The 14181-nt window shown below is 70.9% G+C and carries 11 protein-coding genes; 10 read left to right on the top strand and 1 reads right to left on the bottom strand.

Annotated elements, in window-relative coordinates; genetic code table 11:
- Positions 1-260 precede the first annotated feature (260 nt).
- The 8 genes from AB0I82_RS33540 to pstS all read left to right on the top strand — a co-directional run bounded on the left by AB0I82_RS33540 (position 261) and on the right by pstS (position 11209).
- Positions 261-662 (top strand): tautomerase family protein, encoded by a 402-nt coding sequence (locus AB0I82_RS33540; RefSeq protein WP_363261256.1) that lies wholly within the window; start codon positions 261-263, stop codon positions 660-662.
- A gap of 37 nt (positions 663-699) precedes the next feature.
- Positions 700-2238, top strand: coding sequence for a cytosine permease (locus AB0I82_RS33545; RefSeq protein WP_363261257.1), 1539 nt, complete (start codon positions 700-702; stop codon positions 2236-2238).
- On the top strand, positions 2235-2969 hold the full coding sequence (locus AB0I82_RS33550) for a nitroreductase family protein (protein ID WP_363261258.1): 735 nt from the start codon (positions 2235-2237) through the stop codon (positions 2967-2969). Before AB0I82_RS33545 ends, AB0I82_RS33550 begins: the two co-directional genes overlap by 4 nt.
- 112 nt (positions 2970-3081) lie before the next feature.
- Entirely contained in the window at positions 3082-5247 is a 2166-nt protein-coding gene (locus tag AB0I82_RS33555) for an FUSC family protein (RefSeq protein ID WP_363261259.1), read from the top strand.
- The gene (locus tag AB0I82_RS33560) at positions 5244-6752 is read left to right on the top strand and encodes a CoA transferase (RefSeq protein ID WP_363261260.1); all 1509 of its coding nucleotides are present in this window, start codon (positions 5244-5246) and stop codon (positions 6750-6752) included. Before AB0I82_RS33555 ends, AB0I82_RS33560 begins: the two co-directional genes overlap by 4 nt.
- Before the next feature lie 144 nt (positions 6753-6896).
- On the top strand, positions 6897-8096 hold the full coding sequence (locus AB0I82_RS33565; RefSeq protein WP_363261261.1) for an alpha/beta hydrolase-fold protein: 1200 nt from the start codon (positions 6897-6899) through the stop codon (positions 8094-8096).
- A 100-nt stretch (positions 8097-8196) separates the two neighbouring features.
- A complete protein-coding gene (locus tag AB0I82_RS33570; protein ID WP_363261262.1) occupies positions 8197-9918 on the top strand; it encodes a glycoside hydrolase family 18 protein in 1722 nt (573 codons plus the stop codon).
- A gap of 211 nt (positions 9919-10129) precedes the next feature.
- Positions 10130-11209 (top strand): phosphate ABC transporter substrate-binding protein PstS, encoded by a 1080-nt coding sequence (gene pstS, locus AB0I82_RS33575; RefSeq protein WP_363261263.1) that lies wholly within the window; start codon positions 10130-10132, stop codon positions 11207-11209.
- 48 nt (positions 11210-11257) lie between these two features.
- Here the strand turns inward: pstS and AB0I82_RS33580 are convergent, their stop codons facing one another.
- The gene (locus AB0I82_RS33580; RefSeq protein ID WP_363261264.1) at positions 11258-11611 is read right to left on the bottom strand and encodes an SH3 domain-containing protein; all 354 of its coding nucleotides are present in this window, start codon (positions 11609-11611) and stop codon (positions 11258-11260) included.
- 229 nt (positions 11612-11840) lie between these two features.
- On the opposite strand from AB0I82_RS33580, the gene AB0I82_RS33585 reads away from it, so the two are divergent.
- Together AB0I82_RS33585 and AB0I82_RS33590 are read left to right on the top strand one after the other, a co-directional pair.
- A complete protein-coding gene (locus AB0I82_RS33585) occupies positions 11841-12548 on the top strand; it encodes a response regulator transcription factor (protein WP_363261265.1) in 708 nt (235 codons plus the stop codon).
- A complete protein-coding gene (locus AB0I82_RS33590; protein ID WP_363261266.1) occupies positions 12545-14176 on the top strand; it encodes an ATP-binding protein in 1632 nt (543 codons plus the stop codon). The genes AB0I82_RS33585 and AB0I82_RS33590 overlap by 4 nt, the downstream gene beginning before the upstream one ends.
- The last annotated feature ends 5 nt before the right edge of the window (positions 14177-14181 follow it).

A 14181-nucleotide genomic window follows, 5' to 3' on the forward strand; every position in this document is an offset into this window, starting at 1 on the left:
ATCGCTGCCCCCTCTGTCGTCCCTGCCACCCCCACCGGAGCACCCGGCCGCCAACAGCGCCAGTGCCGTCACGACGACCACTCCGGGGGCACATAACCACCGGCGGCCCGGGGGACGAGAACGCAGGAGGAGCTGCATGGCCGCCAGCATGGCACGCACCCGCCTGGACGGGCAGGCGCGATTGCGCTCTTCCCTCGTCCACAACACGCAGTTGTACCTACTAGTATGTACCGTCCCGATCACGGAAGGGGAATCTCCGCATGCCATTTGTGCGTATCGACGCGTTGGGGACCGACAGCGAGCGGCTCGGCGCGCTCGGCCGGGCCGTGCACGACGCGCTGGTCGAGACGATCGGCTTTCCGTCCGACGACCTGTTCCAGGTGCTGACCGGCCATGACGGCGTCAACAGCACACTGCGCTACGGCGGTTACCTCGGTATCCGGCGCGACGACGGCATCGTGTACATCGCGATCACGATGCGTTCGGGGCGCACCCCCGACCAGAAGCGGGCGTTGTACCGGCGAATCGCCGAGCTCGCGCACGCGTACGCAGGGACCGAGCCGCGGAACGTCTTCATCACCCTGACCGAGAACGAGTCGGCCGACTGGTCCTTCGGCCACGGGGTGGCGCAGTACGCGCCAGGGGACGCTGACACACTGTGAAGTCGAGTGGCAGCAGCGGCGGCAGGGAGTGGAGCGCGTGACTACGGCGATCACCGAGATTGAGACCCATGGCGTCGAGCGGATACCGGACGCGGATCGTTCCGCGCGGCCGGTCGATCTGTTCCGGTTGGCCTTCGGTGGTGCCAATACCTTCGCGACCTGTGTGCTCGGGGCCTTCCCCGTGCTCTTCGGGCTGTCCTTTCTGCAGGGGCTCGCGGCGACCGTGCTCGGGCTGGTCGCCGGGGCGCTGCTGCTCGCTCCCATGGCGTTGTTCGGCCCGGTCAACGGTACGAACAATGCCGTCTCCTCGTCCGCGCACCTGGGCGTGCACGGGCGGATCGTGGGCTCCTTTCTCTCGCTTCTCACCGCCGTGGCGTTTTTCTCGATTTCGGTGTGGTCGTCCGGGGACGCGCTCGTCGGGGGTGCTCATCGGCTCGCCGGCCTCCCCGAGTCGGGGGCGGCGTACGGGCTCGCGTACGCGCTGTTCGGCGGGCTCGTTCTCATCGTCTGCCTCTACGGCTTCCGCTTCATGTTGCTGGTCAACAAGGTGGCGGTGGTGGCGGCTTCGGCGATGTTCGTGCTCGGTGCGTTCGCGTTCGCGGGCGACTTCGACCCCGGTTACGCGGGCTCTTTCGCCTCGACCGGCGATCCACTGTTCTGGCCCTCGTTCGTCGGTGCCGCGCTGATCGTGCTGTCCAACCCGGTCTCCTTCGGTGCGTTTCTCGGCGACTGGTCGCGTTACATTCCCGCCACGACCTCGCGCCGCCGCGTGATGGGCGCCGCGTTTCTCGCCCAGTTGGCCACGCTGCTGCCCTTCGTCTTCGGCCTGGCCACCGCGTCGGTCATCGCGGAGAAGGCCGCACGGTACGTCGACCCGGCGGCGCCCAACTACGTCGGCGGCCTGCTCGCCGTCTCGCCCGGCTGGTACTTCCTGCCGCTCTGCCTGATCGCCCTGATCGGCGGGCTGTCGACCGGAACCACCGCGCTGTACGGGACGGGACTGGACTTCTCCAGTGTGTTCCCGCGCTTCAGCCGGGTGCAGGCCACGTTGTTCATCGGGGTGTTGTCGATCGCATTCATCTTCGCCGGGCGCTTCGCGCTGAACCTGACCCAGTCCATCTCCACGTTCTCGACGCTGATCATCACCTGCACGGCGCCCTGGATGGTCGTGATGATCCTCGGCTATGTCACCCGGCGCGGCTGGTACGACGCGGACGCCATTCAGGTCTTCAACCGCCGCCAGCGGGGCGGGCGTTACTGGTTCACGCACGGCTGGAACTGGCGCGCCATGGCCGCCTGGCTGGTGTCGGCCACCGTGGGGCTGATGTTCACCAACCTGCCCGGTCAGTTCGTCGGGCCGCTCGGCGGTCTCGCCGGCGGCGCCGACATCTCGCTGCCCGTCGGCCTCGTGCTGGCCGCGGTGAGCTATCTCCTCCTGCTGGCCGTCTTCCCCGAACCGCGTGCGGTGTACGGGCCGGACGGGCCCCGGTTCGTCCGGGCGTCGGCCGCCGACGTGCCGCCGATCGTCGGCGACCCGGACGGTACGACCTCTGCGGCCTACACTCTGCGGCCATGATCAACACAACGACCACCACGGCCAGCAACTCGGCACACCCGCAACCCCCGCTCTTCGACACCATGTCGACCATGCGGGCCATGCGCCGCCTGAAGCCCGACCCCGTGCCGGACGAGCTGCTGGAGCGGCTCATACAGGCCGCCGTCTGGGGCCCCAGCGGGGGCAACATGCAGCGGTACGAGTACGTGCTCGTCACCGACCCCGAGGTCATGGCACGGCTGGCGCCGCTGTGGCAGCGGTGTGTGGACTCCTACCTGGCCACCACGGGCAAGTACGCGCCCGAGGGGATGGACGAGGCCGCGTACGGCCGCATGGTCGCGGCCATCGAGTACCAGCGCGATCACTTCGCGGAGACGCCCGCGCTGATCATTCCCTGTTACCGGATGCCCGAGCACCAGCCGGACGAAGAGGGAGTAAAGGCTTCCGTACGAGCGCTGGGTGCCGCCGCCGCAGAGGAACTGGCGCGGATCCAGCCGCGCTTCACCGCTCTCGCGGAGGGCTCGTGCGTTTATCCGGGCGTGCAGAATCTGCTGCTCGCCGCACGCGCGCTCGGCCTGGCCGCCAACATCACCATCTGGCACCTGCTGCTGGAGCGGGAGTGGAAGCAGGTGCTGGGCATCCCGGAGGAGATGCGCACCTTCGCGGCGATCCCGGTGGGGTGGCCGGTGGGCAACTTCGGTCCGGTACGGCGGCGCCCCGTCTCCGAGGTCATTCACCGCAACGCCTGGTGACCCTCTGCTGAGGGACTGACCACGCCCCGGCGGCGGGAGTGGGTCGATTCACTCCCCTGTCGGGGCGCAGTCACTCGACCCGTACGGACTGTTAGGTGTATTCTGCATCTATATGAATGAGGTCAAGGCATGGCGCTCGGCGCTTCGGCACAGCTTCCGGGCCGCGCTGAAGGTGGAGCGCGTCATTTCGGATCCCTGGGCGATCGGCCGGGCCGTGCTCGCCGTCGTCGCCGCTTCCGTCGTCGGCTGGCTGATGGACGACCCACTGGCCTGGGCCATGATGACCGTCGGCGCCTTCATCTGCGGCATCGGCACACTCCTGGCACCGGTCCGGCACCGGGCGGTGAACGCGCTCGTCCTCGGGGTCGGCTTCACCCTCGCCACGCTGATCGGCGTGTACCTCCACCCGATGGGCTGGTGGTTCCTGATCGTGCTCGCCGTGGCGTCCTACGTCGCCGGGCTGTGGCGTGCCCTGGGCGTGGCCCCCGGCATCCGGGCCTGCCTGGTCACGATCGGGCTCATGATCACCGCGGACCTCTCCCCCGGCATATCGGCCGGGCTGACCATGGTCCAGTGGATCGCGGTCGGTTCCGCGCTGGTCTTCGTCGCCCAGCTGCTGCCCCCGTACGGCCGTCGCCACCCCGCGCAGCGCAAGGCGGTGGCCGCGCTGTACCGGAGCCTGGCGAGCACCGCGCGGGCCGCCGAGCCCGCCGGGCACCTCTCCTCCGCGCCCTTCACCGCGGCCCGCTCGGCCCTCGACCTGCTGCCCGCGTTCGCCCGCCCCGCCGCGGCCCCGCTCTTCGGGCTGCTCTCGGAGGCCGAGGGCATCCGGCGGGGCCTGCACTTCCTGCCCCGGACGGCGCGCGTGCCGCGTGCCGCGATCGCCGAGGCGCTGGACGCGGTCGCCGGTACGGTACTGACCGCCCGGCGGCAGGACGCCGACGCCGAGGCGCTGCGCCTGCTCGACACCTGGCGCGGCCCCGAGGCCGACGCGCTGCTCCCCCGTCTTCGCGAAGCGGCACGGCTGGCCGACCACTGGCTCCAGGCCCGCGGCCCCGAGGGGCTGGACCACGTACTGGACGCCTTCCCCGCCGAGAACGCGCTGCGCTCCGGATGGCGCCGGCTGTCCGCCGAGATGCGCCCGGGCGCTCCCCTCTTCCGGCACGCCATCCGCATCGCGGTCGGCACCACAGCCGGTGAGGCGGCGGGCCGCGCATTCGGCGACTTCTGGGGCCACGCCCTGCCCGACCACGGCTTCTGGGCCGCGCTCACCACGATGCTGGTGCTGTTCCCCGACTACGGGCACACCTTCGCGCGCGGCTGGAGCCGGCCGATCGGCTCGATCCTCGGCGGGCTCGTGGCGTGGGTGGTGCTGCTGCCCGGCGGATGGAGCGCCGGCGGGCTGGTGATCGGTGCGTCGGTCCTCGCGGCCTGTGTCTTCCTCACGCTCCGCGTCGGCCAGCTCGTACTGAACTTCTTCATCACCGCCTGGATCGTCTTCCTCATCAGCCGGCTCGGCTCTGCGCCCGACCTGATCGAGTGGGGCCGCCCCGCCGACACCCTCGTGGGCGCGCTGCTCGGCCTGGTCGTCTTCGTGGTGATCCCGACGTACCACCACCACCGCACGCACGAGCTGCTGGCCGACTGGCTGCGAGTGCAGCAGCGGCTGCTGCCGATGCTGGTCACCGGGTACGCCGAGGCCGGCGCCGTGGACCCGGCCGGGATCGATGTACTGCGCCGGCAGTCCCGGCAGGCCAGGGAACGGCTGGACGGCGCGATCGCCAGCCTGGGCCACGAGCCGCGCCGCCACCGGGCCCGGTGGACCGCCGAGGAACTGGCTGGCATCCAGCAGTCGGTGTACGAGATCACCCAGTGCGCCGCGCTGCTCTACGACGGGCGGCCGGGCGGGCCGACGGATGCCGTGCCGGAGACCGCCGAGTTCGCCGCGGTCCTCGATCACCACTTGGCGGAGCTGGCCGCCGTCGTCGCCGCGAAGGGCCGGCCGCACCCCGGCGTCCTGCGCGCCGCCTTCGACGACACGGCCCGTCGCAGCGGGCTCGCCGACCTGACCGACCGCACCGCGCCGGACGGCGTCGCACACGCCCGCGGCCGCGCCCTCACGCTGTGCCTGCACACCGTGACGGCGGTCGAGGAGCTGGTCGGCTGGCTGGCCGAGGAGAGCCGACGGAACGAGTCGAACCAATCGAACCAGCCGGACCAGTTGAATGTCGTAGCCCAGCACCTCACCGGACACCCCAGGGAGTTGACCCACCGATGACCACAACCACCGGGCACGCACAACACCTCACCCAGCGCATCCAGGCAGCCGTCGCCGCCCCGGCGACCGATGACGCCTTCGACGTCGAGGCCGCCTTCGCCGAGGTGCTGGCAGGCATCGGTATGCGCCCGGAGGACACCGGCGGCAAGGTCACCTTCCTCGGTGCCGACCCGGTCGTACCGAGCACACTGCGGCTGGGCGGGGCCGCCGCCATCGCGCTCGCGGCCAAGTCCGCCGCGGTCGCCAAGCTGTGGCGGCTGCGCGGCGGGGACGGGCAGGACATCACCGTGGACCTGCGGAGCGCGCCGCACCGGCTGTGCCCGTTCTACGACCGCCGCTGGGAGCTGCTGAACGGCTATCCGGCGGCCTCCACGTCCAATGTGAACCAGGCGCTCGGCTTCTCGTTCTACCCCACCGCCGACGGGCGCTGGGTGATGCCGCTCAACCCCTACCCCGGCATCAAGGTGGCCGCGCAAAAGCTGCTGGGCACTGCGGACGACGCCGACGCCGTGGCCAAGGCGATCGCCGGGTGGAACGCCGCCGACCTGGAGCAGGCCGCCGTCGAAGCCGGGGTCGTGCTGCCCGTACTGCGCTCCCCGCTGGAGATGCTCGACGAGCCGCAGTACCGCGAACACCTCGCACACATGCCGCTCGTCGAGATCGAGAAGATCGGCGACAGCCCGGCCGAGCCGCTGCCCGCCGAGGGCGATCAGCCGCTGTCGGGCATCCGGGCCCTGGGCATGGGACATGTGATCGCCGGTGCGGGCGCGGGCCGTGCGCTGGCGCTGCACGGTGCCGATGTACTCAACATCTGGCGCCCGAACGAGCACGAGCACGACACCACCTACGTGACGGCCAACGTCGGCGTCCGCTCCGCCACCCTCGACCCGCGCTCCGCCGACGGCTCGGCGCGGCTGCGCGAACTGCTGGGCGGGGCCGACGTGTTCTACGCCAATCGCCGCCCCGGCTACCTGGAGAGCATTGGGTTCGGCCCGGAACAGGCGGCGGCCGTACGCCCCGGCATCGTCCACGCGACGGCCACCCTCAACGGTCCCACCGGGCCCTGGGCGGACCGGGTCGGCTTCGACCAGACGGCCGGCAGCCTCGTCGGCATGATGAATCTGGAGGGCGACGGGGAGCGGCCGGGCCTGCCGCCGATCCTGGTGGTCAATGACTACATCGTCTCCTGGCTGATGGCCGCCGGTGTCAGCGAGGCGCTGGCCCGCCGGGCGCGGGAAGGCGGCAGTTACCGGGTGCACGTCTCGCTGACCCGTGCCGCGCTGTGGATCCTCAGCCTCGGCGTCTTCGACAAGGCGTACGCGGCGGAGGTCGCCGGCACCGGTGAGCGCCACGCCTACCTCGACCCCGAGACGTTCACGGCCGAGACCCCGCTCGGTACCTATCAGGGCGTCACCGATCAGGTACGGATGTCCGGTACTCCGGGCCGTTACCCCTTCACGCTCGTCGCGCGCGGCTCGTCCCGGCCGGAGTGGCTCGGGGCCTGACGCCCTTGGCGAGAACCGGCCCCAGCCGGAACGCACCGCGCTGCGTCCGCCTCCCTATCGGTGAGCGGGGACCGGGCCGCCCGCCGTGAAGGCGTTGCGGGCGGCCCGGCCCCGGACGTCTCGACGGGTGGGAGTGATGGGTGCATGGGGCTGACCAGCCGGGCGCTCGAATACGCGGTGGTGGTGACCGCCGTGCTCTGTGTGGTCCTCACGGTGTGGGGCTGGCCCCGGCTGGCCGGGCGCGGTCTCCGGGCCGTGCTGGGCCGGCTCGCGTCCATCGTCGTCACCCAGCTCGCGCTCGTCTGCGCGCTGGCCCTGGGCGTCAACTCCACCTTCGAGTTCTACGGTTCGTGGGACGAGCTGCTCGGACGCAACGAGCAGGCGCCGGTGTCGGTCATCCGGCACGACGGCCGGGACGTGGCCGCCGGGGTGCGGGGCGGGCTGGTGCAGGCGGCCGGGCCGCAGGGGCTGGACCGGGTGACGGGGCTGCCCGCCGGGCCGCCGGAGAAGGCCGGCAAGGTGGAGTCCGTACGGATCATGGGGCGGCGTACCAGGGTGGTGAATCCGGCCTTCGTCTATCTGCCGCCGCAGTACTTCCAACGCCAGTTCCACCGGCAGCGGTTCCCCGTCATCGTCACGATCAGCGGCTATCCCGGCGGCATCATGAATCTCGCGCAGTATCTGCGGGTGCCGCAGACCGCGGGGCGGCTGATCGCCCGGCACCGGATGCAGCCGACCGTCGTGGTGATGATCCGGCCGACCGTCGCGCCGCCGCGGGACACCCAGTGCGTGGACGTGCCCGGCGGGCCGCAGGCCGAGACGTTCTTCACCAAGGACCTGCCGGACGCACTGAAATCGGCCTATCGCGTCGGCCACGACCCCAGCGCCTGGGGCGCCCTCGGATACTCCTCCGGCGGCACCTGCGCCCTCGAACTCGCGCTGCGCAATCCCGGTGTCTATACCGCGGCCGCCGCGCTCTCCGCCGACTACCGGATCCGGGACGATCTGACCACCGGCAGCCTCTTCGGCTCCGGACCGCGGGCCGCCCAGCGGCAGCGCGAGCACGACCTCTTCTGGCGGCTGGCGCATCGGCCGGTGCCGCGGATCTCCGTACTGGTGGCCAGCAGCCGGCAGGGCGAGCCCGGGTACGCCGACACGCTGCGGTTCGTGCGCGCGGCGAAGCCGCCGATGACCGTCGACTCGATCATCCTGCCCCGGGGCAGCCACCACTTCACGACCTGGCGACAGGAGATCACCCCGGCGATGCGGTGGATGGGCGGCGAGCTGACTTTCCCGCAGGACGTGGTGCCCCGGCCGCGGAAGAGCGGACGAGCCTCGCCGTGACTCTGGACAACGGCATTGGTCTGAACCATTCTTAGCGCAGACACGGTGGCCACCGTCCCGTACGTGCCCTTGAGTCCCCCTTGTCCGCACGGAGACAGTCATGCCCCGTACCGCAGTTGACAGACCCCGCCGGCACAGACGCCGGCTCACCGCCCTCCTCGCCACCGTTGCGGCCTTCGTGTGCGCGGCGAGCGGCGCCCAGTCGGTCGCCGCCCCGCAGGCCGATGTCAATGTCGCCAAGAACTCCGGCTACGAGTCGGGGCTGAGCAACTGGACGTGTACGAACGGCAGCGGCACGACCGTCGCGAGCCCCGTGCACGGCGGCACGAGCGCCCTGAAGGCCACCCCGGCCGGCTCCGACCACGCCAAGTGCACGCAGACCGTCGCGGTCAAGCCCGGCTCGACGTACAAGCTCAGCGCCTACGTCCAGGGCTCGTACGTGTACCTCGGCGCGTCCGGCACCGGTACCACCGACGTCTCGACCTGGACGCAGGGCGGAGCCGACTGGCAGCAGCTCAGCACCAGCTTCACGACCGGGCCGAACACCACGTCCGTCACCGTCTACACCCACGGCTGGTACGGCCAGCCCGCCTACTTCGCCGATGACCTCAGCGTCTTCGGGCCCGACGGCGGTGGCGGCACCGATCCGATACCGGGCGTCCCCGCCGCCCCGACGGGCCTCGCCGTCGGCTCCGTAACGCCCTCGTCCATCGCCCTGACCTGGAACGCCGCCAAGGACGCCACCGGATACACCGTCTACCGCGACGGCGCCAAGGTGCAGTCCGCCAGCGGCACCTCCGCGACCGTCACCGGCCTGAGCCCGGCCACCGCGTACCGCTTCCAGGTCGCGGCGAGCAACGCGGCCGGTGAGTCCGCGAAGTCCGCCGAGGTCACCGGCACCACCGCCGCCGACAGCGGCTCCGGGAGCAACCCGGCGGTGCCCAAGCACGCGGTCACCGGCTACTGGCAGAACTTCAACAACGGCGCGACCGTCCAGAAGATCAGCGACGTGCCGAACCAGTACGACATCATCGCGGTCTCCTTCGCGGACGCCACCAGCACGCCCGGCGCTGTCACCTTCAACCTCGACACCGCGGGCCTGAACGGCTACACCGTCGACCAGTTCAAGGCCGACATCAAGGCCAAGCAGGCGGCCGGCAAGTCGGTGATCATCTCGGTCGGCGGCGAGAAGGGCACCGTCTCCGTCAACGACGCCACCTCGGCGGCGAACTTCGCGAACAGTGTCTACGCGCTGATGCGGGAGTACGGTTTCAACGGCGTCGACATCGACCTGGAGAACGGCCTCAACCCCACCTACATGACGCAGGCGCTGCGCTCGCTGTCGCAGAAGGCGGGTAACGGGCTCGTCCTCACGATGGCCCCGCAGACCATCGACATGCAGTCCACGTCGGGCAGCTACTTCAAGACGGCGCTGAACGTGAAGGACATCCTGACCGTCGTCAACACGCAGTACTACAACAGCGGCTCGATGCTCGGCTGTGACGGCAAGGTGTACGGCCAGGGCTCGGTGGACTTCCTGACCGCACTGGCCTGCATCCAGCTCGAAGGCGGCCTCGCCCCCTCCCAGGTGGGAATCGGTGTGCCCGCCTCCACGCGGGGCGCGGGGAGCGGGTATGTCGCGCCGAGCGTGGTCAACGCCGCCCTGGACTGCCTCACCAGGGGCACCGGCTGCGGCACCTTCAAGCCCGCGAAGACCTATCCCGGGCTGCGCGGCGCCATGACCTGGTCGACGAACTGGGACGCGACGGCGGGCAACGCCTGGTCCAACGCGGTCGGCCCGCACGTGCACGGGCTGCCGTAGCGGCGGCCGATCACGGCCGTGTTCACCTGGCCGTGATCCAGACATCACCTCCTGTTCGCCCGGGCGACACTCATCTCGTACGAAAGATCAGCGAGCATTCATGCGCAGTTCGTTGTGTTGAGATGAGTGTCGCGCCGTGAGGGGAAAAAGAGTGCAAAGCCGTCGTCGGGTCGGTGTCGGGCGTACGAGCCGATGGAGCACTCTGCTCACCGTGGCCTGCGCGAGCGCCGTGCTCGCCGGGTGCGGGGCACAGGGCACCGATGCGGCGGACCAGCATCACCGGCCCGCCGAGCCGGCGCCCACCGGGGTCGACTGCGCGGGTCAGGGCAAGGTGCGCGGCTCCGGCTCGACGGCGCAGCAGAGCGCCATGGAGCACTGGATCGACGCGTACCAACGCGCCTGCCCGGACGCGCAGATCGCCTACAACCCGTTGGGTTCGGGGGCCGGGGTCGCGCAGTTCCAGCGGGGCGCGACCGCGTTCGGCGCCACCGACGGGGTGCTGAGCAAGCAGGAGATCAAGTGGTCGCGGGAGGTCTGCCGGGGCGGCCGGGCGATCCATCTGCCGATGGCCGGCGGCCCCGTCGCCATCGGCTTCCGGCTGCCGGGCGTGGACAAACTGGTACTGGACGCGCCGACGCTGGCGAAGATCTTCGATTCGCGGATCACCACCTGGGACGCCCCGGCCATCCAGAAGCTGAACCCCGACACGAAGCTGCCGTCCCTGCCCATCCGGCCGATGCACCGCTCGGACGACTCGGGCACGACCCAGAACTTCCAGGAGTATCTGGCCGGTGCCGCGCCCGAGGACTGGCCGCACCCGGCCGGGAAGGCGTGGGAGGGCAAGGGCGGCGGCTCGGCGACCGGTTCCTCCCACGTCGCGGCGGAGGTGTCGTCCTCCAACGGAGCCATCGGCTACTTCGAGCTGGCCTCCGCCGTCTCCCGCAAGATCACGACGGTCAGTATCGACACGGGTGCGGGCGAGCCGGTGGCGCCCACGACGGAGTCCGCCTCGGCCGGCATCGGTGCCGCGGAAATCGCCGGAAAGGGCAACGACAAGACGCTCGCGTTCGACTACTCCGCGCCGAAGCCGGGTGCGTACCCGATCGTCCTGATGACCTACGAGCTCGTCTGCGACAAGGGGAATCAGGCCGCTTCCCTGCCGGTCCTCAAGTCGTTCCTGACCTACACCGCCGGCACGGAGGGCCAGAAGCATCTCGCGGCCCTCCATTACGCCCCGCTCCCCGACCCTGTCGCGGCGGAGGTCCGCCGGGCGATCCGTACCCTCTCGTGACCAGGGGCGGCCCCGACCGGGACCGCCCCTGGCAGCGCGGACGAAGGATCAGAAGCCGCAGTACACGCTGGAGCCGTAGTCGCTCAGCAGGTCGTCGCGGACCCAGCCGTAGGTGCCGGTGCTGTCGTTTCTGAGGTACGTCCAGGTGTAGTCGCCGGCCACCGTGTAGCAGTGGTAGTCGAGCCGGTGGCCGGAGTAGGCGATGCCGTTGACAGCACAGTTGGTGCTGGACCCGCTGCGCTCGTTGGCGCCATCGGCCGTGGCGTTCCAGGCGCTTCCGTCCTTGTCGGCGGCGGTCTTGCCGCAGGACGCGGCGGCCACCGCCGGAGTGGAGAGGGTGAACGGGAGGCAGACGGCCACCGCCGCGATGGCGGGCAGAACGGCTGCGAGTCGACGCTTCATAAGATCCCCCAGTTGCTTTTTTGTTGTTGGCACCGCTCCTGCCTGCCGGGTGGCTTGAGGCAAGAGCAGTGGCCACTGCATCGCCTGGGATGCGCGTGGCGTTAGTACGATCCTGTTCTGAACATGGCGAAGAAAGCATTCCGCCCCGGAGTGACCGATTTCGGGTGTCCGAGAGGCTGAAAAGCCCCTACGGGCGCACAAATTGGCACATGGCGTGAGGAGAGGCACGTTGAGCGCTCGGATACTGGTCGCCGAGGACGATGTGAAACAGGCCCGGCTGATCCGGCTCTACCTGGAGCGGGAGGGGAACGAGGTACAGGTCGTCGGCGACGGCCGCGCCGCCGTGGACCGGGCCCGGTCCTCCCGGCCCGACCTCATCGTGCTCGACGTGATGATGCCGAATGTCGACGGCCTCGACGTGTGCCGCATCCTGCGCGCCGAGTCCCAGGTGCCGATCCTGCTGCTCACCGCGCGCACCACGGAGGAGGACATGCTGCTGGGGCTGGACCTCGGGGCCGACGACTACATGACCAAGCCGTACAGCCCACGCGAACTCACCGCGCGGGTACGGGCGTTGTTACGGCGGGCGAAGGCGGCAGGGCGTACGGAGCCCACCGTGCTCACGGTCGGGGACCTGGAGGTCGACACCGCGCGTTTCGAGGTGCGGGTGGCCGGGGAGCCGGTGGTGCTGACCGGCAAGGAGTTCGCCATTCTGACCGTGCTCGCGGGCGAGCCCGGCCGGGCGTTCACCCGGGCCCAGATCATCGACCGGGTCTTCGGATTCGATCAGAACGTCCTGGAGCGCACGGTCGACGCGCATGTGATGAACCTCCGGCGGAAGCTGGAGAAGGGCGGCGGCCCGGACAGCCCGCGGTATGTGGAGACGGTCTACGGGCGGGGGTACCGGCTGGCGGCGGGGCAGGGTGAGGTCCGGTGAGTTTCCGGCTGCGGGCGCTCGCCCTGCTGATGCTTGTCGCGATGGCCGCCACGGCCGCGACCGCCTGGCTGACGTGGCGTCAGGCGACCCGGCAGGCCGCCGATTCCGTCACCGCCGGGCGGCAGGTGGTCTCCCGTATCACCGGCGAGCTGTACGCCTACGGCTTCGCGCACGGCACCTGGGAAGGCATCTCCCCCACGGTGAGCCGGCTGGCGAAGGACACCGGCCAGCGCATCTGGGTCGCCACGGAGGCCGACGAACTGCTCGCCGACTCCGACGCCCTCACCGGCCGCGAGCCGCGCGCGGTGAGCCGCCAGCCCCCGGTCCTGGTCGACCCGCGCCCCACACTGCGGCTGCCGACGGACCAGGTACCGCTGGCCTCGGTCAAGCGCACGGTGACCGCGATCGGCGAGTACCGGGCGGCCGCGGCCTACGCCGCCTGCCTGACCCGGGCCGGGGCCACGGTGACGGCCCGGCCGAACAGTGCCGGCGTCCCCCGCATCAGTACCAACGGCGAGGCACCGGCGCAGTGCAAGGAGCCGGCGGCGGCCTCCGACCCGAAGGCCGCCCAGGACCACGCGGCGGTCCAGAAGTGCACGGGCGAACGGCGGTTCGCGACATGCTTGCAGCGGGTCTTCGACGAACGGATCGGTACGGCCGCGCCACCGCGGCTCCAGGTCCGCCTCGGGGTACGCGACGAATCCCCGCCCACCCTGGCCGCCGCGCCCACGGTGGCCGTCGCGGTCGGCGTCGCCCTCGCGGCCATCCTCGGCGCGCTGCTGCTGAGCAGGGCCGTACTGCGCCCGATCCGCGCCCTGACGCTGGCCGCCCGGGGCCTGGGCGACGGCGAGCTGGGGCAGCGGGTCCCGGTCTCCGGACGGGACGAGATCGCCGAACTGGGGCGCGCCTTCAACAAGATGGCGGACTCCCTCCAAGCAGGTGAGGAACGCCAACGCCGCCTCACCGGCGACATCGCACACGAGCTGCGCACTCCCCTGGCCAACCTGCGCGGCTACCTGGAAGCACTTCAGGACGGGGTCGTGGAGCCGACGCCCGAACTCCTCGCGTCCCTCCACGAGGAAGCGATGCTGCAGCAACGCATCGTGGACGACCTGCAGGACCTGGCGCTCGCCGAGGCCGGCGCGCTCACCTACCACCGCGCCGACATCGAACTGCGCGACCTGCTGGAGACCTGCCGCACCGCCCACCGCGCCCAGGCCGAGAACGCCGGGATCGCGTTGGAGGTGGCAGCACCGGAGCGGACGTACGCGGTCGCCGACGCCGACCGACTGCGCCAGGTCATCGGCAACCTGATCGGCAACGCCATACGGGCCACGGCGCCGAGCGGCACGGTCACACTGACGCTTTCCGCCCGCGACGACCTGGCGGTCCTCCAGGTCCGCGACACCGGCACGGGCATCCCGGCCCAGGACCTGCCACACCTCTTCGACCGCTTCTGGCGCGCGGACGCGGCCCGCGGCCGCACCACCGGCGGCAGCGGCCTGGGCCTGTCCATCGCCCGCCAGATCGTGCACGACCACCGGGGGACGATCGAGGTGGAGAGTGCGGTGGGGGTGGGGACGGTGTTCACGGTGACACTGCCCGCGGGGCCGGGGCCCACCGGATGACGCCT

It is taken from the genome of Streptomyces sp. NPDC050315 (assembly GCF_040655775.1).
GTDB lineage: Bacteria > Actinomycetota > Actinomycetes > Streptomycetales > Streptomycetaceae > Streptomyces.